We start from the raw sequence: 21,148 nt of genomic DNA on the forward strand, positions 1-21,148 counted from the left end.
AAGTGCTATCCGGATGTCAGGCATTGTGCATAGTTTTTTCATATTTTTTCGTTAAAATAAAGGAAATGACAAAATGAGGTTATACCATGAATAAAATTTCAACCAAGTTAGCCCTCTACTTTACGATCGCGGTTCTCGTGATGGAAGGATTGTTGATGCTCTATCTACATGACAATATCATTGATACACGGGTCGATGAGGAGTTTGAATCGATTCTATCCCGGGGAAACAGTCACCGTGATGTGCTAGAGGATCACTATTCAGAAACGACACTCCACCACATTGCCCTCATGGAATCGAAAACAGAAACGGAAGTCGTGATCACAGATCGAAGCCATAACGTCATCATTGGTTCAAGTGAATTAACAGATGGGATGCGTGAACTAATCCAAGTCACCCCTGAAACACTGACTCGTGAAGGAATGGTCATCGAATCAAATTGGAAGGATATGAATTATTTAGCTACCGTCACATCCTTCGAAAGTGAACAGAACGAAGGATATGTCTATATGTTCAAAAGCGCCGCACCGTTACGGAACCTGATCAGCCAATTGAACAGTCATTTCCTTCTCGCAGGAATACTGAGTCTCATCATCTTAACCGGAATCCATTTTCTCCTATCGAAAATCCTCACGCGCCCCTTATTAAAAATGAAGCAGGCGACGGAAAAATTGAGCAAAGGGAATTTCGAGGTGAAACTTCCGGAACTCGGTCAGGATGAACTTGGGGATCTCTCGGATTCCATTCAGAGGCTGGCGTCAGATTTAGAAACCATTCAACGGGAGCGCACTGAATTCTTAGCTAATATTTCCCATGAGCTCAGGACCCCCCTGACCTATGTACAAGGGTATGCCAATGTGACTCTTCGAGAGGACATCCCGGAATCTGAACGAAAAGAATATCTGAACATTATCCAGGAAGAATCCAAAACCATCCTGACGTTAATAGAAAATTTATTTGAGCTGGCAAAAATTGATGAAAACAATTTCTCCATTCAAACTGAAGCCATCAATTCGGACCCTTTTTTTCATAAAGTCATCAACAAGATAACTCCTGTTTTTAAAAGAAAGGGAATCGATCTCATTTTGACTGTGAAGGAGGATTTCCCTTTCCATGCCGATCCAATACGTCTCGAGCAAATCGTTCTGAACCTGTTGGATAACGCCCTAAACCATTCGCCTCCTCATTCAACAACGGAGGTGACGGTTGAGCCAACCGAATCAGGAAATATGAGCCTCGTGATTAACGATCAGGGAATGGGCATCCCACCGGAGGAACTTCCACAAGTATTCAACAGGATGTACCGGGTGGAGAAATCACGTTCCAGGGAATTTGGCGGATCCGGTCTCGGGCTATCCATTGTGAAAGAACTGGTGGAAGCACATGGCGGTCAAATTTCCATCCAAAGTGAACGAAATAAGGGAACATCGATCAACATTATACTGTGAAGCTTGGAGGTCAGTCTGATGAATACCATTTTATTAATCGATGATGAAAGAAGGATGCTGAACCTGCTGGAACTTTATCTGAAGCCTCACGGGTATATATGCAAAAAGAAAAATAACGGCTATGACGCGATTCAGGCGGTTAAGAAACATTCTGTAGACCTGGTCATATTAGATATCATGATGCCTGAGCTTAGTGGCTTTCAGACCTGTGAAAAAATCAGAGAGTTTTCAAATGTCCCCATCATCATGTTAACGGCCAGGGGGGATAAGGATGACGTCATAAAAGGCTTAAACGCCGGGGCTGATGACTATATCACGAAGCCCTTTGATGAAGGGGAACTGGTCGCACGCGTGAATGCTCAGTTCAGAAGGATCAAACAGTATGACCAAGTAGATGATCAACGCTTGACCAGAGGGGCTTTTACGTTGGATGGAGACTCCTACACGTTAAAATATGAGAATGAAATCAGTTCTCTGACGTTAAAAGAATATAAAATCCTGCACTCCTTGATGAAGAACACAGAACGGGTATACACCCGTGAACAGCTCCTTCTCATGGTATGGGATATCCATTCCACGACCGATATCCGAACTGTGGATTCCCATATCAGGAATTTAAGGGAAAAGCTGAAGAAAGCAGGTTTCCCCATTGAACCTCATTTGAAAACAATATGGGGCATTGGCTACCAGTGGAAAATATAACAAAAGATCAAAGGAACCCTATCCTTTGATCTTTTGTTTGTTCACTCCATTAGGCGATTTTCTTACATTCTTCTGCACATTTGAAGCAAGCATCGGCACATGCCTGACAATGATCATGATCATGCTTCTTGCATTCTTCCCCACATGCTTCACAAATCGCAGCACATACTCCAGCGAGATCAGATGCAAATGGTGTCCCTCTTACTAAGGATTGTTCTAAGTATGCACACATATCCGCACATTCCCGATCGTACCGGATACATTCTTTCATCATATTGAGATCTTCTTCCTTTAAACAAGAATCGTAACAATGGTTACAAGCTACCATACATTCATGTAATGCGTTGATGACCGATTGATATTTTTCGTGTGACAATGTGAACTCCTCCTTTAAGATTGTGTATTTCATATACTTAATACACGTTTACTATATCCCGTTCATTCTGTAATAAACGGATAAGTTGGATATATTTAATTAGAAAGAAGTTTCGTTTCATTTGCATATTTATTGCACAATTAGAGGGTAAACAAGGTCATCTTGGAAACATGCCCATAATATAAGCCTAGGCAGGTATAAAAAGGGACGGACCTCATGCTTTCTTATTGATGCACAAGGTCCGTCCCTTCTTTTGATTAACCTCACCTTTTATGGAATAATGAATAAATGCTCGTTCCATTAGTGCAAGTAACCAATGGAATACCGGATGGATGAGCTTTTTTAGTTCACCGCATATATATATTAGTATTGATTTAAATCTTGGAGGTATGATTGGATGTTTGCACAAATAACTGAACGCAAGTACATGAGTTCCAAACATCTTTTTATCTACTTTATCCTCGCACTTTGCGTGGCCGCTTCCCTCTATTTCGTCTACCACAATCATGAATGGTATGATCGGCCGATTGCCGAAGTGATCAGTACGAAGATTGTGGAAACGACGGAGATGGAGGATATGAACGGAAATAAGGATAAGCTCTACTCCCAGCAGATCGTAGCTGAGCTGAAGAACGGGGATCAAAGGGGTGAGACGATCACTCTAACCAATGAGTATTCTTCCTCCGGGGCAACCGATCAGGAATATCGTCCCGGGAATGAATTATTCGTAAGTATCGATTCATCTCCATCAGGAAAAATAGAGCTGACAGGGAACATAGAAGACGTCAAACGGGATACATACATGATGATCATTGGCTGGGTTTTTATCCTTCTCTTATTGGTGGTCGGTAAGAAGCAGGGGCTGTTCTCCCTGATCACCCTTGGAGTCAATGCCGTCATCCTGTCCTATGCCCTGGATATTTACCTGAATTCAGAGGATATAAGCCTGTTGGTGGTATGCAGCATCGGGGTGATTTTGTTTACCGGCATATCCCTTTTATTCGTCAATGGCTTTAATGAAAAAACGTACGCAGCGGTTGTTGCGACCTTGATTGGAACGTTCATGACGCTCCTGATCGCCTATGTTGTGGTCGGATTCACCGCTGGAAACGGTCTTCGTTATGAGGAGATGCAGTTCCTGACCCGCCCATATGAAATGGTGTTCATGGCAGGGATACTTGTGGGGTGCTTAGGAGCGGTGATGGATGTCGCCATCACTCTATCGTCGTCCATCTTCGGACTTTATGAGAAGAATCCGGACATCTCCATCAAAGCGTTAAGGAAGTCGGGATTTGATATCGGCCAGGACATCATGGGAACGATGACGAATATTTTGTTCTTCGTCTATATAAGCGGAGCTATTCCCATGCTCATTTTGTTTTTCAAAAATGCTTCCCCACTTGGATTCACCCTTTCCATGAATCTTTCACTGGAAATGGCGAGGGCACTGACCGGGGGAATCGGCATTGTACTGGCGATCCCGATCGCCATCTTTATATCCATCTTTTTTGTCAGCAGAAAGAAGGCTAGAGCATGACTGTACAATTGTATCTCGCAGCCATCCTTTTCATCTTAATGATCACGATTGGTGGAAAAAAAGGTGCCCGGTCCTTTGTCGCTCTATTTCTTAACTTCGGCGTGCTTCTTTTCACCATTATCTTAATGAATGATCCGAATCTGAATCCGATCATCCTGACGCTGATTGCCTGCACCCTGATCAGCTGCATATCCCTGTTTTTCATCAGTGAGATCAACATCAAGACGGTAACAGCCTTTCTTTCGACGATCATCACCACCGGCTTACTGCTCTTCTTCATCCTGATGTTGACCGATCACGCGATGATCCAGGGATTCAGTGAAGAGGAAACCGAGGAAATCGGGGCGTTTTCCTTATTTGTCGGAGTGGACTTTGTTAAAATCGGGGCTTCCATGATCATCATGAGTACGATCGGTGCCATCATTGACCTATCCATCTCGATTTCCTCGCCTATGCGTGAAATCGCCTATCACAATCCTGCTATCAGCAGAAAAGATCTATTCTCCTCGGGGCTGAGCATTGGCAGGGATATCCTTGGAACCAGCACGAATACGCTATTCTTTGCTTTCTTCGGAGGCTATATGGGACTGCTCATCTGGTTCAAGGACCTATCCTACTCGATCGGGGAAATCGTGAATTCCAAAGTATTCAGTTCCGAAATGATCTTCATCGGTTCAGCAGGGATCGGTGTCGCCCTCGCGATTCCGGTCACTTCCTGGATCACGGCTTACTATTTAGTGAGTCGGAGAAGCGAGGCGAGTGACAGGATTGAACGTTAAAAAATTTTACTGGATCGAAACTTCTACAAAAAAGCAGAGGCAAACCGATTCTTTCACGTCATCAAAATGATATGGTAAGATAGCACCTACACTGATTCAGACTTTAGGAGAATGACCATGAAAAAAACAATCGACCATATTGGAGTAGCTGTCAGAAACATAGAAGATACCATCCGCTTTTACGAGAATGTTCTCGGGGCAAAGCTGATCGACCGCTATCGAAGCGATGCCAAGGGTGTCGAAAGCGAAATTGCGATCATGGAGGTGGACGGTGCCAGAACAGAATTACTTGCGCCGACGAATAATGATACATCACCCATCGCACGGTTCATCAAGCAAAAAGGCAAGGGCGTCCATCACATCGCCTATCGTGTGGATGACCTCGATGCCGCTCTGGAAGAACTGAAGCATCAGGGGATCCGCACATTGGAGGATAGCCTTCGCATCAACAAGCATGGCAGAAGATTGATCTATTTGAACCCTGCTGATACGGAAGGCACGATCATTGAGTACTGTGATTATCCCGATGGAGAAAAAATCTAGCCAAACAAAAACGCATTGGACTCAACTTGAATTCAATGCGTTTTTTGTGCCCTCAACGACCACTCTTTCGTAATATTCCCGTCTTACGAACTGTTGGTTGCCAAATCATGCACGGCCATTTTTGCTCAACATGAATCCCTATTCCCTAAAATAATACCCACGACCTGTTTCTGCAGCTTCAGCAGCCTCTGCATCCGCCTTCGTCACATGAACCGTCCCACGTGGATGCTGAGGCGGGGCATAAATAGAATAGAGTTTAATCGGCGTATCACCCGTATTAATCAAATTATGCCACGTCCCAGCCGGAATCACGATCGCATAATCTTCCTTCACTTCTCTCTCAAAAGTTAAGTTATCCTGCTGGTCCCCCATCCGGACGATTCCCTGCCCTTGTTCAAGACGAAGGAATTGATCAAGGTCCGGGTGGATTTCCAACCCGATATCCTCTCCCGGATTAATACTCATCAAGGTCACCTGAAGATGGCCCCCCGTCCAAATGGCGGTGCGGAACGTGTCATTTTGAACCGTTGCCTCGTCGATATTCACGACAAAAGGGGCAGGACCATAATCCATCGATGCCATCCGACTGTCCTCATCCCCTCCCAGCACACTTAGCCGCCTCGCATGCTCCCATTCATCCTTACACGCATTCGCGAACACCTCATACACCGGCTGATGCTGCGCGTTCAGGCATCCTATCCGGAACTGTTCGTAATCCGCCAACTCCGCTTCATATCCTCTCTGCAGTCCATCCCGGTAAGAATGGAATGGAACACTCTCTACCTGATAAACCGGCTGACTTCCCGTAAGCGAAGTATATAGATTGGTCAGTTGCCACCAGTGACGCTGTTCGTCTTCCATCAGTTGAAGAAGTTCGTGCTGGTGGTATTGATTCGGGGCTGCATGGGCTAATCGGCTGTACAGATCGGCTGTTGCCGCTTTTCTACTGATCCCGTCGAAAAGGAATTCAGCAATCGCCTGATTCGCTTCCTCCCCGGTTCTTGCCATAGGGTTTGGATTCGCATAAGGCTGATACGGATACGTCATCGGAACATTGTACATGCTGCTCATTCCCTTCAGATTTTTACCAAGATATCTTATGTCAGTACCAGAAAAATGTGCTTTTACCCATTCGAACGGATTTACGTTCAAGAGATTACCATTCTATCGTCCGGGTATAGTAAACAAATGGATGCATTTGGAAAAAGAGTGAATGAGGTGATCTTTATGCAACGCTGGTATTTTCCGTTCCTGGTCGGAATCTTCGTCTTTATCGGACTGATCCTGATCGGAAAGCAGGATTTATCGTTTATCCTTACCTATAGTGCAGGGATATTTCTTGGCTTTTTGGTGATTTATTTGTTTAGGAGAAAGCGGAAGGACTAGCCCATTACAGTAAACGGATTCATTATCGATGGACTTCCTGTGTTAAAATAGAGAAAATTCAATCAACCGAATGAAAGGACTGAACCCATGTTACCGTCAGAATTAAGAAACCGCATCCGAAACGGGGAACACCGATCCCATACATCCGGTGTGTGCCAGGATTATGTACAGACCAATTTAGTCGTCCTGCCTAAGGAGTACGCCTTTGACTTTTTATTATTTACCACCCGGAATCCCAAATCCTGCCCGATCGTCGAAGTGCTGGAAGCAGGTGAATTCGAATCAACATATGGGAAAGGCTCCGACATCAGAACCGATATCCCCCTCTATCACGTGTATGAACATGGTCAATTGGCGGAAAAGAAAACGCGGATTGATGATGTTTGGCTAGATGATTTCGTCACTTTTCTCATCGGGTGCAGCTTTACATTTGAAAGTCAGCTTATCAAGGGAGAGATCCCTTTGCGGCATATCGAGGAGAATAAGAATGTTGCCATGTATAAGACGAATATACAGACGGAAAAAGCCGGTGTGTTCCAAGGGCCAATGGTCGTCTCCATGAGACCGGTCCCGAATCACCTGGTACAAAAAGCAGCCGACATCACCTCATTATTCCCTAAAATGCACGGGGCTCCTGTCCATATCGGTGACCCTACTGAAATCGGCATCGGGGACATCACCCGCCCCGATTTTGGTGACTTTGTCGGCATCAAGGAAGGAGAAACCCCAATGTTTTGGGCTTGCGGCGTGACGCCTCAAGCAGTTGCCCTGCATGCAAAGATCCCCTTCATGATGACCCATGCCCCTGGTCATATGTTCGTGATGGATTGGAAGAATGAAGAATATTTAAACGAAGAGAAATGATGGAGGGACGGACCTCTAAATGTTAAGAAGGAAGTCCGTCCCCGTCTATTTATAATGGAACCAAGGATTTTCTTGGGGTTAGCTTCTCTTTCGAATTATTGAGTCCGTAAACGGACATTTCCATTCGTTAAGAAAACTTTTTTTCAATGTTACTACCATCATTATACTTCCGATGGGTGAATAAGGTACCTCCATATATCAAGCAAGATTGTAAGAGACCCCGTAAAAAATTCTGCTTATCTACTAATTTCATAGACACTTTAATCATTTTCACTTAATTTGGAGATTTATAGAGAACTGTCAATTTTCAGTGACATAAAATAGAGGGATAATATAATTTTTTGAAAGGTTTGTGATAGATTTGCGGAAAAAAAAGTCTTACACTCCTAATTCTTCCACAAAGAATATTTTCCCGCCTGGTTGTCCAGGTCTTTTCCCTCGCGGTGTTTGTACAAATCCATCAATAACATTGAATAGGGTGGGGACCATCAGTTGCAGCGGAACGATCCGTGGGAAGGTGAGGTGCGATCTCAGACCACTCAAGGGAGTGACGGTGAACTTGACCTCTTCCTTTGACGGCATCACCTTTGAAAATCCTAATCCTGTAACTGATAGCAGGGGCGAGTTCGTAACAACTGCAATCGTTGACCGGAACACCCCCATTACGCCAAATGTCATCATCACAGCTGCGGCTGTCATTATAGAAGAAACAATCAGATCCTCTATTACTGCAAGAGTGGAATGCATTAATTGTCCAGATCCTATCATCACCCCTACCCAAGCAGTACAAGCTGCTCCTCGTCAGTTAAGAACTGTAACTTGTCCCGGGACCCCGATATCTGGCAGATTAACTTGTGAAGGTCTGCCGATTCCGAACGTGGAGGTCAGTTTTGAAGTGACCTCAGCTTCAGGAAAAGTTATTGTGACACCAAACCCCACTCTTTCTAACAATGAAGGAGTCTATTCAGCTACGATACTGGCTTTTCCAGGAGCTCGTGAAATAGTTACGATTGTCACGACAGCAACAATTGGAGGAACCACTGTTCGCTCAGAACCGGAATCTTATGAAGTCATATGCCCAGGGTGCGAAAATCTGGAAATCACTTTCGATGGTCCAAATCAGATCAGCTGTAATGGAACCATTTCAGGTCGACTGACATGTGACAATGAACCAGTGGCCAATATTCCGATTACCTTATCAGGTTCACCAATATTGAATATTATCACTCCTAATCCGGTCACGAACGAGAATGGAGAATTTTCTTCAGTAGTAACGATTAATTTCAACACTCCAAGCCAAGAGGCTGACTATACAGCCCAAGCCACTTTTAACGGAGTGGAAACTACTGCTACGGGGAATGTGTTTGTAGATTGTGTACGTTGCACAACACCACAATTGACATTGAATGTACCTGAATTACAGATTGGATTCGATGGAGGAACCATTACAGGCAGGTTCACCTGTAATGGAGAACCGATATCAAACGCCCCTGTAAACTTGACTCTTATATCTTCAGGAGAAGTAATCGTGGATCCAAATCCCGCCATCACCAATGCTGATGGCATCTATTCAGCTACATTGAAGCCTGGTCTTAACGTGATAGAAACGATTACAATCATTGCCTCAGCCATGATAGGTGGAGAGGAAGTAAGGTCACCGGCTCGTAATGTTGCAGTGAACTGTCGATGCGAGAATCCAGTAGTCGAGTTGGACAACCCGGGACCAATCAGCTGCCGTACAGTCATTACGGGCAGAGTCCTTTGCCAAGGCATTCCGGTACCGGGTATTACAGTCAATCTAAGCAGTCCAATATTAAATTTTGAAACCCCGAATCCAATCACAGAACCAGATGGATCATTTTCTAGTGTTGCCACCGTTCAACCTATCACCCCGGTAGAGGAAGGTGTCCCTTATACTGCGGAGGCAGTCGTCTTTGGAATTCCCGTCTTCAACACGAACTTTGTAAGGGTGGAATGCCTTGTATGTGATGGGGAATCACTTACCCTGATCCCGCCTGAAGGAACAGTCGGCTGTGATGGTGCACCTATATCAGGCAGGGTCTTATGTGGAAATACACCTGCCCAAAAAATTGCTGTTTTCTTCAATGTTGATCCAAATATAGCCTTCATCTCACCAAACCCTGCCATTACAGATTCAAATGGAAACTACTCAGCGGTACTAAGTCCTAACCAGGGAGCCATAGGGACAGTAGAAATCTCAGCAGCCACTTCCCTTGGTGGAAATGGCATCTCCGCCGGCCCTTTTCCTGTCAATCTTAACTGCCCTGTCCCACCTCCTGAATGCCCATGCCGTTTTAGGCTTAACACCCAAGGAAGGGCACAGCCCGGTGCAAATATACGTGTCGTTAGATTCGGTCATGTTCAAGATTATTTAGGGACATTAAACATTACGGTCGTGCAATGCGGGTCAGGTATTCAAGGAATATGTAATCCTGCCGTTGATAATTTCAACTTTGTCTTTAACGCCTCGAATGGGGATAACTTTCAATTTACTCAAGGACGTCGTACGGAGATATTCTGTGAGGACAACCTAACGACTGCCATAGTTGAAGGGACCATCCATGGACGAATCAATAACGGTCCAGCCAGAACTTTTGATGCTAAGATCACAGCCATCCTTAATAGAATGAATAATACCATCACCTGGACTATTTTCGCTACTGATAATACTACCACTACGTTCGAAACCATCAGTCCATTTACCGCTGCTACAGATCCAACATCATTCATTATCGGGTGTCCTTAGAACTGAACATAGCAGCCTGATGAGGGCTGCTATTTCCTTTTCACACACTCTATGGACCTTTACCATAAGACCTTAAAAAGAATTATCTACAATGAGAAAAATATTTGAGTAACGATGAGAGGAAACCTCTAAGAGGTCCGCCCCTCATCCTGTTACTGAAGGGAATGATAAAGTGATGGTCGTGCCATGACATTTCTTACTTTGGACGTTAACCTTACCACTCATCGCATCTACCATTTGATAGACTGTCATCATACCAAGACCTGTCCCTTTGGTTCCTTTCAGGGAAAAGTACGGTTCACCAAGTCGCGTTACTTGTTTGTAGGTCATGCCTATTCCCGTATCTTGGAAAGCAATGAACAATTTTTCCTTTTCATCATAGCTGATGACACTTAATGAACCTCCTGATTCTATTGCTTCTATGCCATTTTTCATCACATTAATCAGAACTTGTTGAAGCTTATTAGAGTCTCCCTTGATGGAGTGAATATGAATTAATTCAACATCCATCGTCACCCCTTTTTGGAGGGCAAGAGGCATAATGATATCCTTAGTGCGCAAGATTTCCATTCTCACATCCAGTTCTACTTCTTCCGCCGGATGAGGCTTGGCAAAGGACAAGTAATGTTTAATCACTCTCTGGCCCGGTCGATTTCACTTACAGCAACCTTCGATAATTCAGTATTGAACGAGGGATTTGACTGATCTTCATTAATTAATTAATTAATTAATTGAAGAAAGCCTTTGACTGTTGTCAGCGGAATTCAATTTCATGACTGATGCTTGCTGCCAGGTGGCTGACGACCTGCATCTTTTCATATTTCATAGATTCCAGTTGAAGAATTACAGTGAGCCTGATCATCTCACAAAGGTAAAAAACAAGGAATGTGGATACCGTCAGAACAAATTAATCAATCGCAAATGCCAGGTAATCCTTGACATCAAAGAAAATCGAAGGAATTAAAAGACCCAGAATTGAATTGCAGAAAGAAAAGAGGGTAAGACAGTATACTCTAAACCTCCAGGTCATTTCAGATAGCTTTGGAGACAGATAGTATATGGCAACACTAGATAAGATGGTTAAGATAATCGTGACAACCAATCCGTTTCCCATAAACCGGATTATGACGGCAATCATCGTAATAGACAAACCCAGCAGGACCTTTCTTCCCCCGTGTATACCACCTATTAAAAAAAGGAATGAAACGCAAATCATAAAGGAACCCCATATGCAATTGGATTGAAAGCAACACACTTAGTATAATCAGCAACATATTGGTCATAAGAATTTGAAAAGGCCCCGTATGCGTTTTTTTCATACTTCGTTTTGATAAATGGTAAAAATCAACTAGCGAGACAGTGATCAGTATGACAAGGAGGTTGATCAGTAATCCGTTTAATAAAGCTGAATGGTTCATCATGTATGCCTTCATAATTTTAGGTCTTTAATCGGATGCAGATGAGGTCCGTCCCTCTTATGGATTCACTTTAAACATCCCTGTCATATTCGGTGAGTAATCCTTGAAATCATATTGTTCATAGAAAGCTTCCTTTCCTTGTGAAGCGAACAGCCCCACGAAAGCCTTACTGGGGGCCTTTTCTTTGATGTAGCGCATTAATTCATCCATGATTTCCTTTCCGATTCCCTTACATTGATAGTCGGGATGGACCACCACGTCCTGAATGTAGAAATATATCGCACCGTCCCCTACGATCCTTCCCATCCCGATTACTTCATTCCTATCCTTTACCATGACAGAGTACACCGAATGAGCCAATGAGGTCTCGGCAACGTCAAAATTCATATATTCTTCCCATCCGACACTTGAACATAAGGTTACGTATTCTTCCAGGGTCGGGGTTGTATTGGGCATGAGTTCATACTGTTTCATGGGGATCCTCCAATAATAGATATTTCTTACTATTCGATGTTTAATAGTTCGACAAAACGTCTCAAAAATCCTCCCAGGGGTGATCCAGTTGGCCCTTCTTTCGAGCTTTCAAAGTAAAAAACCGACTTCTGCTTCAACCAGAAATCGGGTACACCCTAAACCTTGGTTTAGGTCAAGGGTATTTTTTTTATAATAAAAAGGGACGGTTCCAAACAATAGAACCACCCCTTCACTTCCTCACGACACATAATCAATCGTCTTCCCGCCCATTTCAGCTTCCCTGCCAAACAGTCTCGAATACACTCCCGTTTGATTCAGAAGCAGATCCGCATGTTTTCCTTGTTCCACAATCCTTCCATCCTCCAGCACCACAATAGTATCAGCAGATAAAACCGTTGATAATCGATGGGAAACGATGATGATTGTTTGATTCTTCCCGGCTCTCATCACTGCTTCATTGATCTTGATTTCTGTGATCGGGTCCAGTGCCGAACTCGCTTCGTCAAGAATCAGGATCGGAGCGTCTTTTAAGAGTGCTCTAGCCAGAGATAACCGCTGTTTCTGCCCTCCTGAAAGCAGGCTTCCCCTCTCACCGACTGAGGTATTGAGTCCTTCAGGCAGGGTTTCGATGAGCTCGCCCAAGCCGCTATCCTCCAATGCTTTCAAGAGCTCTTCATCCGTTGCGTCACGCTTTCCTATGCGCAAGTTTTCTGCAAGTGTCCCGCTTCTGAGCATCACATCCTGGGTCACGATGGCCATTTGCGAACGGAGCCATGCTGTATCCCATTCCCGGATATCCCGGCCGTCGACTTCAATCCGTCCGACTCCCGTATCGTAGAGCTTAAATAGCAGATCGACTATCGTGGATTTCCCCGATCCACTCGGACCGACCAACGCCCATTTCTCCCCGGCACTGATGGAAAATGACACACCTTTTAACACATTTTCTTCTTTATCCGGGTAAGCAAAAGCCACGTCCTGGAGGCGGATGTTCCCGACTGCCCGTTCGCCACGCAAGCCTTCTGACACTTCAGCTTCAGAAGCTTCCTCAGAAAGCAGGATGTCAGAACGATCCAGTGCCGGCCCCGTCCGTCTGACTGAAAGCCAGTTCCGGAGCAGTTTCTGCATTTCATTCGCCGCGATGGTCACGAGTCCCCCGGCTGTCAGCATCTGTCCACTCGTCAGCCCCTGATTCCATATTAGTAACGTACTGATCAAATACACAAGACCTAAAGCAAATCCGTTATAGCTCGCAATCACCACCACCGACTGCATCCTTGCTTTCAGTTCCTTTACAGAGTGTTGCACGAAGGTGTCCCGGATGGAAATGACACTGTCCACTTCACTTTCAGAGACACCCATCACACGTGACAGGTGAATCCCCGTCACCGATTCTCTTAATCTCTCCAGGTATCTCGACGCTTCTTTTCTTGCATCAGCAGAAGCAGACCGGGTCCTTGCCCCAACATAATTAGAAGTCCAATAGAAAATCACGCCGAGGACAACACTAGTAATCATCAAGTATGGATGAATCCAGAACAGCACCAGGCTGTAAATGAAGACCCCCTGCACGCTCGCCATGAACGTCGAGCCTTCCCAAGCCAGGAAATTATGGAGCGTATCCGGATCATCCGACACCCTCGCAAGCATTTCCCCCGTGGGATTATGATGATAGAACGAATACGGGACGATCTGCAGATGACGGAACAATCTGAGCTTCTGCCAATTCGTCACAGTCTTCGCGGTCTGATGACAGAAATATTCGTCGATCACCATCATGACTAGGTCCAGTACGGCTGATAAAATCAAGAGCCACATGAGCCCCCATAGCCAGTTATAGTTTTCATTGGGGATGATCGTATCCACCAGCCAGCTGAGGGCAAGGGTCGGGATCAGGGCCGAAAACACCTGGCTGATCGCAATGACGATGGAGTCTGCGATGACCCACTTTTTATAGGGACGAAGGAAGCTGAGCACCCTTCTTCCGTCACGATTCTTCACTTGGGTGGCCGTCATCCGATCATCTCCTTTTCCAGCTCGCTGTATTGGGCTTTGTATAATTCATAATACTTTCCTCGCATGAGGAGCAGCTCTTCATGGGTTCCTTTTTCCGCCACCACTCCCTGATCGAGGAGGATGATCACATCGGCATTTCTTACGGTCACGAGGCGGTGGGCGATCGTAATCGTCGTCCGGCCCGGGATCAGCTTCTCTAAGGATGCCTGCACCCGTTCTTCCGTTTCCCCGTCCAGGGAGGAAGTCGCTTCATCGAAGATCAGCACAGGCGGCTGTCTCAAGATCGCCCGGGCAAGGGCAACGCGCTGCCGTTGACCACCTGAGAGCTTCAAGCCCCGCTCCCCGACGACCGTTTCATACCGCTCCTCGAGGGAATCAATCAATTCTTTCAAGCCCGCCGCTTCCACAGCCTGTTCCAATTCCTCCATGGTTGCATCGGGTTTTCCGTACAATAGATTTTGCCGGAGTGTGCTATTTAGAAGAAACGTTTCTTGAGACACTACCCCGACCTGCTGTCTGAAACTGTTCCGGTTGTATTCAAATAAGTTCTTATCATCAATTAGTATGGAACCCTGCTGAGGTTCATACAGTCCAAGTAAGAGTTGGACCAGAGTACTTTTTCCTCCTCCACTCGTTCCGACGATTCCAATGTGGTTCCCCTGACTCAGAGACAATGAAACTCCTTTCAAAACCTGCTTATCACTACCAGGATACGAGAACCATAGATTCTCCAAGTCAATCTTTCCTTTTACCTGGCCAAAAGAAGGAAGCTTCTCCCCATGTTCTTCTGGCAGATCAAAGTATTCGTAGATTCGTTGCAGGGCAGGAATCGCCTGCTGAATCGTCAAGGCATGCTCCGCCATGGACCTGACCGGCAGAAACATGATGGGGATGAAGCTCAGGCACGCAACGAGGGTTCCGACCGTGATCGTCCCATCCCAGATCGCCCACCCACCGATCAGCATCACGACACCGGGAGCCGCGATATTGAACAGGTTCCCCAGTCGCCAATTCACCTTCCCTATGAGGGCAGCCCGAATCGAGAACTGCTTCCAATCAGAGAGCTTCTTCTCCTGGGTACCGACTTCTACATCCTGCGTCTGGTAAGTCCGCACCAACCTCACACTCTCAATGCTTTCCTGCAGATGCTGATACATATCCGCACTCATCTCCCGCTGGACCGCGCTCATCTTTCGCATCTTCTTCCCCAATGTAAAAGAGGGAACGATATATATCGCAAATACGGCAAACATCACGATGGCAGCTGGCCAAAATAAAACAAACACCGCGGAAAAAGCCGCAATTGCACCTACAACCTGCTGTAGGATACGTGGAACAACCGTATTGTTCAGATTCTGAATCGACTCCACATCATGAGTCAGCCGGAAAAGCATATCTCCCCTCGGCGTCTTTGAAAAGAACGACATCGGAGTCCGGTGCAACTTTCTGAAGGCCCGGATCTGCATGTCTGTAATCACATCGAGACCGATCTTCACCTGAACATATTCCTGCATCGTCTCAAACAGGGACTTTCCTAAGTACGCACCGAGGATCCCGGCTACGACCCAGACTAAGAAATCCAAGTCCCCTCCCACGATCACATCATCCACCAACCGCTTCACAAGAATCGATGGCACGATCGTAAAGAGACCGCCTATGATGGCAAACACAAGAGCCACTAATAGCTTCCGCCAATAAGGCTTAAAATGATTTAATGTTGTTTTTAATAAGTTCATGATTGACCCCCTCACAAAATTTTATTTTATACCAATTTTTTATAATATTCACTATAATTCGAATAGAGTGAGGGGACCCTTCCATTATTATGTAGAGAACAGTTTCCCTTCCAAAGCATTCATATATCGTTCTGCAGATCGTTGGACCGCTTGATTGGCATCTTTTGCTATCACGCGATGAAAGGCATTATAAAGCTTATGGAAAGATAAAGGCTTTACTTTCTCTGCCATTTCCTTCACTTTACCTGCCGGCAGGGGAATGAGATTCGGATAGCTGTACATGAAGCTGACCCAATCCGTATCCGCCACGACCTGAATGATATCACCCGTCAACAGAATCCCTCCCTGCCCCCAGTGAAGGACCGCTCCCCCTTTGAAATGCCCTCCAAGACGGTGCAGTGAAATCCCTTCGTTCAAGGTCAACTCTTCCCCGTCCCAAAACCGGATCCGCTCCCCGGGTTCCATGACCCAGGTCTGGTCATCCACATGAAGATAAACCTCCGCATCAAACCGTTCAGCCCACTCCAGCTGGGCAGAGTAATAATGCGGATGGGAAACCGCGATCGCATCGATGCCGCCTAACTCCTCAATGGTTTGGATCGTCTCCTCATCCAGATACGTCACACAGTCCCATAAAACATTATAGCCGCCAGTTGTAATCAAATAGGCCGTCTGCCCGATGCCGAACTTTGGTGTGGTGGTGATGCTGTAAAGTCCCGGTTCTTCTTGCAGAATGGTATTTTGATAGACTCCGCTCTCTGTCATTTCATCGAGAGTCGTAAAGCTTTGACCATCCGGATTGACATACTGCCGTTCTTCCTCACAAATGGGGCATCTTTCAGGTTCTTCATGACTCTTAGGGTATTGGGTTCCACATGTTGTACACACATATTTGTTCATCGTAAATCTCCTCCTCTTGTCGTCTCTTTATCTGATTTCATTATATTCCATTTTCTAGTAGTTCTCTTCCACCAAATGGTCAAATGTATTCTACGACTTTAGGAGGAGAGGGTTAATCCCCTGAATGGTCAATCAACAATAAAAAAAAGCTGAAGAATCACGCTCTTCAGCTCCTTTCATGATGTTCACTTTATCCCCTCTGCAAGCTCCCGCATGGAATTCAACTTCGCAGTCAGTTCCAAGAACCACTCTTCATCACCCGTTGCAAGCGCCAGGTCAATCAGGTACTGGATTTGTTCCTTATTTTTCACATTCGCAGCAGGTATCTTTTTCACCTGTTTGCTCAATAGGGGGATACTCTTGCCTTCAATGGTTTTATTATCACTTGTCACGACTTTAGCTTTTACGGTTTCTCCTTGGATATCAAGGTTTTCAATGTAACCGATGACTAATTCACCTGAATAGGATTTACCCTTGATCCAATCTCCCGTTTTTAAGATCGATTGATCGTTTGACATCATGCATATTCACCTTCTTATAAAAAATTCCAGCTTAACTGTAAAGTTATTTATTACATTTAAATCAAAAGAAAGCTATTTTCCAGCCTTCCTCTATTTTTCTTTATTGATCATATCGACAATATCTTTGATGGTGTATTGCTTTAAATAGTCCCCCAGTTGTTCTTCCGCACCCAGGAAAATGTGAAAGAGAACGCTCTTCATATTCGCCCCTACTACACACTCCTCGTTAGAGTCCGTGCATTTCGGCTGAAGTGAACCTTCAGAGGTGATTTTATAGATATCCCAAAGGTTGATTTCGCTTAACTCCCGGACAAAGATAAATCCGCCGCCCGTTCCTTCTTTTGAAGTAATAAACCCTTGTTTTTTTAACAAACTCAGGACTTTACGAATGCGGACTGGATGGACCCCTGCACTCTCTGAAATGGCATCGCTTGTCGACATGCGATCTGCCTTCAGTGCGAGGTACGTTAAACTGTGAATGGCTAAAGTAAAGTCACTATTCATGGCCTGCCTCCTAAATCAAAAGCTGCGTTGTGATCCTTACTGTAATTTTACACATTACAGTTTAGGCAGTCAAGAACACAGCTTAGGTTACTTCCTTCTAGTTGGCCATTTTTTGCAATTCTTTGTATGAAAAAGTACGAACCTTTCTCGGAAGGAAGCTGCGGATTTCTTCATCGTTATAACCAACCTGCAATCTCTTTTCATCCAGGATGATGGGTCTCTTCAGCATTTGCGGATTCTCTCTGATTAATGTATATAAATCCTGGAGCGGCAAGGAATCAATGTCTACGCTTAGTTCCTGGTAAGCCTTTGATTGAGTGGAAATAATATCTTCTGTTCCATTTTCCGTCAGGCGAAGAATCGATTTGATCTCGTCAGGTGTCAACGGTTCTGTCAGCATATTGCGTTCCACATATTCGATTGAATGTTCATCAAGCCATGCTCTTGCTTTACGACAGGATGTGCAGCTTGGTGTCAGGTATAGATTGACCATTTAGTTACTCACTCCTTCTTAATTGTAATAAAAAAAGTAACAGTTACCTTAAAAAAATTCTTTTTATCTGGATACACTGTAATATTAATATTTACAGTTTGAATTGTCAACTATCATTTTTATCAAAACAAAGAAACTTCCCCACTTCTAGAGAAATTCCCTTTAAGGTTAAGGCATTGAACTCACAGCAAAATAAATTCCCACGGTCATGACCATTAAAAACACCATCCACCAATTGGATATAACCAATACCCTTCTTATTATCGTGGCTTTATCCAGCTGTCTTTGAATGATAAAACCTAAAGCTACCGACGCAATCCAGAGTATCATTCCAACCATTGAAAACAAGTACCCTGAGTTCATGATCCACTGAAAAAAGATGATGATATGGAGCAGGATGATAACGAATGACGATTTTTTCAAACCTATCTCTCCTAACTTCGTTCGTAATGTCCGGTGGTAAGTTGATCCGATCCAACTTGAACCGAACCGTTCCCCTTTACCCGCTTCAACATCGCCACGATCAGAAAGCTGACAATCACCAATAAGAGCCAGGAGCTCACCTTGCCCAGATGAACGAGGCTCCAGGCATCTGTTTGATTTGGATATTCCCAGGCGCCAAAGAACGTGGCGATATTTTCGGCAATCCATATGAAAAATCCGATGAGAACAAATGAAAGGGCAAGTGGCATGCGGTAACGGATTCCTCCCACTTCGTACAGGACCCTGGTTTGCCAAAAGACGATCAGAACGAGTCCCGATAACCACCAGCGAACATCGATCCAGTAATGGTGGGTGAAAAAATTCAAATATATCGCAGCAGCAAGTGGAAAAACGACCAAAAACGGTGGCCACTTCACCAGTTCCACTTTAAGCCTCCTCCACGCCTGACAAAGATAACTCGCCACACTTGCGTACATGAATCCGCTGTACAAAGGCACCCCGAACACTTTGGAATACCCTTCCCCGGGATAAGACCACGAGCCCATATGGACCTTGAAAAGTTCCAGGGCAAGCCCGATCAGGTGAAACAAGGTGATTACCTTGAGTTCATCCCGTGTTTCAAGCCCGGCACGCAGCATTCCCCACTGCATCAGGAGGCAGATGATGAGCAGCCAGTCATACCGCGGTAGTAGTGGAAGCGGGATGATTTGTGTCAAAGCCAAAGAGGCAAAAATGACGACAGGGAACAAACAGGACAGGGCCTGCTCCCAACCAAAACGAACGAGTTGTTTTAATGTTCTCATGATTTTGCCTCCAAACCCTGTGTTTATTGAATGTCTTCCTCACTTTTGTATTCTAAAAGATCTCCAGGCTGACACTGCAATGCCTTACAGATCGCCTCTAAAGTGGATAATCGAACCGCTTTTGCCTTTCCATTTTTCAATATAGAAAGGTTCGCCATCGTGATTCCAACCCTCTCCGATAGCTCTGTCACACTCATTTTCCTTTTTGCCAACATCACATCAATATTAATAATAATCGCCATATTTTCACCTCAGACCGTTAAGTCATTTTCTGATTTTATATCAATGGCATTTTTTAATAGCTTTTGAAGAACTGCCGCAAACACCGCAATCACAAGTGGGGCGAAAATAAACATCATTCCAATCACGATGACCCCGGGGGCGTCGTCTATCTCTCCCATGAGAAAGAAGAGAGGCATCCCGGCCACATACAAGGTTGTGATGGTGGTTGCACAATATTTTATATTCTTTAAAGCCTTGACCGATAATTCCGAGAACGCGTTGTTCTTGTCAATATAGCTTAATAGCCTGATCGCCTGATACAAGGCAGCGAAAAACGGGATCGCAGATACATACATCACAACTAAGATACCATTTATCAAATATGCCAGCTCCGAACCAGCCGCATCCTTCGCTAACCAGGGCAACCCGAATACACATAAAGCAAGAACCGGGGTTCCTATAAGAAAAACAGCTATTTTCAAAAAGAGTGTTTCTCGTTTCATCAAAAGCACCTCGCTTATTAAAATCCAATTTTATCTTAATACATAATTTATCGTTTCGCAATAAAAACTTATCGATATTAAGTTACTATTAGTGTATTAGACAATATAAAAAGCATTCCTTATGAGAAAAAAATGCTTTAATGCAAGCTACTTCAAACGGTTAGATAAGATTTCCTTATGGCTATGTGACCATTTTATCAAGTCAAAGTTGCCCTTTCTTATGAGACCTTTTATGGTTTTCACTTCATTCCATACCAAATCGTAAAGAGGCTTATCAATGTTTCCTTTCAATAATGCATCTTCAAGCTCATCCGCATCCTTTTCAATGATTTCTCCCGTTGGTAATAAGACAATATCTAGGAATAAATCGTCCATCCAGGGAATATCATTATCTATTCCATTGCAAAGGCAAATATCGATATACGATTGAACGATATTACCACCTGCATCAAACATCGTCGTTACTGAATGATTTTTATTGTTTGGAAATTGCTGCAACCACATATAACCATCATCCACAATACACACACTCTTTTCCCCATAACGAACAGATAATGGTTCCGTTACTTTTATTGTATTCAATAAAGTGATATAGCCCTTATATTCCCCGTTATCGAGATACGTCTGTACATATTTTCGTTTGATCACTCGTTTCCAATCCGCACGGTTTCCATATTTTCTTTTAAGCATCATGATCCCTCAAACCTTTTTC

Annotated in this window: 23 protein-coding genes and 1 pseudogene; 8 read left to right on the plus strand and 16 right to left on the minus strand. The window is 44.5% G+C overall.

Going from position 1 to position 21,148, the window contains the following annotated elements; translation table 11 throughout:
• Positions 1-86 precede the first annotated feature (86 nt).
• Both FZC88_RS09060 and FZC88_RS09065 read left to right on the plus strand, forming a co-directional pair.
• The gene (locus FZC88_RS09060) at positions 87-1,448 is read left to right on the plus strand and encodes a sensor histidine kinase (RefSeq protein ID WP_148994535.1); all 1,362 of its coding nucleotides are present in this window, start codon (positions 87-89) and stop codon (positions 1,446-1,448) included.
• An 18-nt stretch (positions 1,449-1,466) separates the two neighbouring features.
• Complete coding sequence (locus FZC88_RS09065; RefSeq protein WP_148994536.1) at positions 1,467-2,150, plus strand: response regulator transcription factor; 684 nt, start codon at positions 1,467-1,469, stop codon at positions 2,148-2,150.
• A gap of 49 nt (positions 2,151-2,199) precedes the next feature.
• Here FZC88_RS09065 and FZC88_RS09070 read toward each other — a convergent pair whose 3' ends face one another.
• Positions 2,200-2,526: a four-helix bundle copper-binding protein gene (locus FZC88_RS09070; protein WP_148967873.1), complete on the minus strand. Its 327-nt coding sequence runs from the start codon at positions 2,524-2,526 to the stop codon at positions 2,200-2,202.
• Between the two features lie 397 nt (positions 2,527-2,923).
• Between FZC88_RS09070 and FZC88_RS09075 the strand changes: the two genes are divergently transcribed.
• The 3 genes from FZC88_RS09075 (at position 2,924) to mce (ending at position 5,385) form a co-directional block, all read left to right on the plus strand.
• Complete coding sequence (locus FZC88_RS09075; protein ID WP_148994537.1) at positions 2,924-4,063, plus strand: YibE/F family protein; 1,140 nt, start codon at positions 2,924-2,926, stop codon at positions 4,061-4,063.
• On the plus strand, positions 4,060-4,842 hold the full coding sequence (locus FZC88_RS09080) for a YibE/F family protein (protein WP_148994538.1): 783 nt from the start codon (positions 4,060-4,062) through the stop codon (positions 4,840-4,842). The genes FZC88_RS09075 and FZC88_RS09080 overlap by 4 nt, the downstream gene beginning before the upstream one ends.
• A gap of 117 nt (positions 4,843-4,959) precedes the next feature.
• Positions 4,960-5,385, plus strand: a complete 426-nt coding sequence (mce, locus tag FZC88_RS09085) for a methylmalonyl-CoA epimerase (protein ID WP_148994539.1) — start codon at positions 4,960-4,962, stop codon at positions 5,383-5,385.
• A 138-nt stretch (positions 5,386-5,523) separates the two neighbouring features.
• Here mce and FZC88_RS09090 read toward each other — a convergent pair whose 3' ends face one another.
• The gene (locus tag FZC88_RS09090; RefSeq protein ID WP_262371811.1) at positions 5,524-6,537 is read right to left on the minus strand and encodes a cupin domain-containing protein; all 1,014 of its coding nucleotides are present in this window, start codon (positions 6,535-6,537) and stop codon (positions 5,524-5,526) included.
• A 75-nt stretch (positions 6,538-6,612) separates the two neighbouring features.
• Between FZC88_RS09090 and FZC88_RS23955 the strand changes: the two genes are divergently transcribed.
• The 3 genes and pseudogenes from FZC88_RS23955 to FZC88_RS09100 all read left to right on the plus strand — a co-directional run bounded on the left by FZC88_RS23955 (position 6,613) and on the right by FZC88_RS09100 (position 10,402).
• Positions 6,613-6,771: a hypothetical protein gene (locus tag FZC88_RS23955; protein ID WP_187443556.1), complete on the plus strand. Its 159-nt coding sequence runs from the start codon at positions 6,613-6,615 to the stop codon at positions 6,769-6,771.
• A gap of 84 nt (positions 6,772-6,855) precedes the next feature.
• A pseudogene (locus tag FZC88_RS09095) lies at positions 6,856-7,635 on the plus strand (putative hydro-lyase); the annotation flags it as partial.
• A 553-nt stretch (positions 7,636-8,188) separates the two neighbouring features.
• Positions 8,189-10,402, plus strand: coding sequence for a hypothetical protein (locus tag FZC88_RS09100; RefSeq protein ID WP_148994541.1), 2,214 nt, complete (start codon positions 8,189-8,191; stop codon positions 10,400-10,402).
• A gap of 144 nt (positions 10,403-10,546) precedes the next feature.
• On the opposite strand, the gene FZC88_RS09105 is transcribed toward FZC88_RS09100, so the two are convergent.
• From FZC88_RS09105 to FZC88_RS09170, 14 genes are all read right to left on the minus strand, one after another.
• Positions 10,547-11,038: a sensor histidine kinase gene (locus FZC88_RS09105; RefSeq protein ID WP_148994542.1), complete on the minus strand. Its 492-nt coding sequence runs from the start codon at positions 11,036-11,038 to the stop codon at positions 10,547-10,549.
• Between the two features lie 271 nt (positions 11,039-11,309).
• Positions 11,310-11,618, minus strand: coding sequence for a hypothetical protein (locus FZC88_RS09110; protein ID WP_148994543.1), 309 nt, complete (start codon positions 11,616-11,618; stop codon positions 11,310-11,312).
• A gap of 259 nt (positions 11,619-11,877) precedes the next feature.
• On the minus strand, positions 11,878-12,294 hold the full coding sequence (locus FZC88_RS09115) for a GNAT family N-acetyltransferase (RefSeq protein ID WP_148994544.1): 417 nt from the start codon (positions 12,292-12,294) through the stop codon (positions 11,878-11,880).
• 237 nt (positions 12,295-12,531) lie between these two features.
• Positions 12,532-14,310, minus strand: coding sequence for an ABC transporter ATP-binding protein (locus FZC88_RS09120; RefSeq protein ID WP_148994545.1), 1,779 nt, complete (start codon positions 14,308-14,310; stop codon positions 12,532-12,534).
• Positions 14,307-16,046, minus strand: a complete 1,740-nt coding sequence (locus FZC88_RS09125) for an ABC transporter ATP-binding protein (RefSeq protein ID WP_148994546.1) — start codon at positions 16,044-16,046, stop codon at positions 14,307-14,309. The genes FZC88_RS09120 and FZC88_RS09125 overlap by 4 nt, the downstream gene beginning before the upstream one ends.
• An 87-nt stretch (positions 16,047-16,133) precedes the next feature.
• Positions 16,134-16,946 (minus strand): MBL fold metallo-hydrolase, encoded by an 813-nt coding sequence (locus tag FZC88_RS09130; RefSeq protein ID WP_148994547.1) that lies wholly within the window; start codon positions 16,944-16,946, stop codon positions 16,134-16,136.
• A 185-nt stretch (positions 16,947-17,131) separates the two neighbouring features.
• Complete coding sequence (locus tag FZC88_RS09135; protein ID WP_148967864.1) at positions 17,132-17,467, minus strand: IDEAL domain-containing protein; 336 nt, start codon at positions 17,465-17,467, stop codon at positions 17,132-17,134.
• A gap of 90 nt (positions 17,468-17,557) precedes the next feature.
• Positions 17,558-17,971: an RrF2 family transcriptional regulator gene (locus FZC88_RS09140; RefSeq protein ID WP_148994548.1), complete on the minus strand. Its 414-nt coding sequence runs from the start codon at positions 17,969-17,971 to the stop codon at positions 17,558-17,560.
• A 97-nt stretch (positions 17,972-18,068) separates the two neighbouring features.
• Positions 18,069-18,464, minus strand: coding sequence for a transcriptional regulator SpxA (gene spxA / locus FZC88_RS09145; protein WP_148994549.1), 396 nt, complete (start codon positions 18,462-18,464; stop codon positions 18,069-18,071).
• A 168-nt stretch (positions 18,465-18,632) separates the two neighbouring features.
• On the minus strand, positions 18,633-18,887 hold the full coding sequence (locus FZC88_RS09150; protein WP_148994550.1) for a hypothetical protein: 255 nt from the start codon (positions 18,885-18,887) through the stop codon (positions 18,633-18,635).
• 11 nt (positions 18,888-18,898) lie between these two features.
• The gene (locus FZC88_RS09155) at positions 18,899-19,711 is read right to left on the minus strand and encodes a DUF817 domain-containing protein (RefSeq protein WP_148994551.1); all 813 of its coding nucleotides are present in this window, start codon (positions 19,709-19,711) and stop codon (positions 18,899-18,901) included.
• Between the two features lie 23 nt (positions 19,712-19,734).
• Entirely contained in the window at positions 19,735-19,953 is a 219-nt protein-coding gene (locus FZC88_RS09160; protein ID WP_148994552.1) for a helix-turn-helix domain-containing protein, read from the minus strand.
• Positions 19,954-19,962: 9 nt separating this feature from the next.
• Positions 19,963-20,439 carry a DUF2975 domain-containing protein gene (locus FZC88_RS09165; RefSeq protein WP_148994553.1) on the minus strand — a complete coding sequence of 159 codons (477 nt, stop codon included), beginning with the start codon at positions 20,437-20,439 and terminating at the stop codon, positions 19,963-19,965.
• Positions 20,440-20,583: 144 nt separating this feature from the next.
• Entirely contained in the window at positions 20,584-21,126 is a 543-nt protein-coding gene (locus FZC88_RS09170) for a ribonuclease FAU-1 family protein (RefSeq protein ID WP_148995142.1), read from the minus strand.
• Positions 21,127-21,148 lie beyond the last annotated feature (22 nt).

The organism is Rossellomorea aquimaris (genome assembly GCF_008180865.1).
In the GTDB taxonomy this organism is placed as follows: domain Bacteria; phylum Bacillota; class Bacilli; order Bacillales; family Bacillaceae_B; genus Rossellomorea; species Rossellomorea yichunensis.

Excerpts from the sequence above, each read along its gene's own strand:
- spxA (WP_148994549.1), bottom strand. The coding sequence starts at position 18,464 with ATGGTCAATCTATACCTGACACCAAGCTGCACATCCTGTCGTAAAGCA.
- FZC88_RS09125 (WP_148994546.1), bottom strand. The coding sequence starts at position 16,046 with ATGAACTTATTAAAAACAACATTAAATCATTTTAAGCCTTATTGGCGG.
- FZC88_RS09080 (WP_148994538.1), top strand. The coding sequence starts at position 4,060 with ATGACTGTACAATTGTATCTCGCAGCCATCCTTTTCATCTTAATGATC.
- FZC88_RS09075 (WP_148994537.1), top strand. The coding sequence starts at position 2,924 with ATGTTTGCACAAATAACTGAACGCAAGTACATGAGTTCCAAACATCTT.
- FZC88_RS09140 (WP_148994548.1), bottom strand. The coding sequence starts at position 17,971 with ATGAATAGTGACTTTACTTTAGCCATTCACAGTTTAACGTACCTCGCA.
- FZC88_RS09160 (WP_148994552.1), bottom strand. The coding sequence starts at position 19,953 with ATGGCGATTATTATTAATATTGATGTGATGTTGGCAAAAAGGAAAATG.
- mce (WP_148994539.1), top strand. The coding sequence starts at position 4,960 with ATGAAAAAAACAATCGACCATATTGGAGTAGCTGTCAGAAACATAGAA.
- FZC88_RS09120 (WP_148994545.1), bottom strand. The coding sequence starts at position 14,310 with ATGACGGCCACCCAAGTGAAGAATCGTGACGGAAGAAGGGTGCTCAGC.
- FZC88_RS09155 (WP_148994551.1), bottom strand. The coding sequence starts at position 19,711 with ATGAGAACATTAAAACAACTCGTTCGTTTTGGTTGGGAGCAGGCCCTG.
- FZC88_RS09115 (WP_148994544.1), bottom strand. The coding sequence starts at position 12,294 with ATGAAACAGTATGAACTCATGCCCAATACAACCCCGACCCTGGAAGAA.
- FZC88_RS09065 (WP_148994536.1), top strand. The coding sequence starts at position 1,467 with ATGAATACCATTTTATTAATCGATGATGAAAGAAGGATGCTGAACCTG.
- FZC88_RS09170 (WP_148995142.1), bottom strand. The coding sequence starts at position 21,126 with ATGCTTAAAAGAAAATATGGAAACCGTGCGGATTGGAAACGAGTGATC.
- FZC88_RS09130 (WP_148994547.1), bottom strand. The coding sequence starts at position 16,946 with ATGAACAAATATGTGTGTACAACATGTGGAACCCAATACCCTAAGAGT.
- FZC88_RS09110 (WP_148994543.1), bottom strand. The coding sequence starts at position 11,618 with ATGATTTGCGTTTCATTCCTTTTTTTAATAGGTGGTATACACGGGGGA.
- FZC88_RS09135 (WP_148967864.1), bottom strand. The coding sequence starts at position 17,467 with ATGATGTCAAACGATCAATCGATCTTAAAAACGGGAGATTGGATCAAG.
- FZC88_RS23955 (WP_187443556.1), top strand. The coding sequence starts at position 6,613 with ATGCAACGCTGGTATTTTCCGTTCCTGGTCGGAATCTTCGTCTTTATC.
- FZC88_RS09060 (WP_148994535.1), top strand. The coding sequence starts at position 87 with ATGAATAAAATTTCAACCAAGTTAGCCCTCTACTTTACGATCGCGGTT.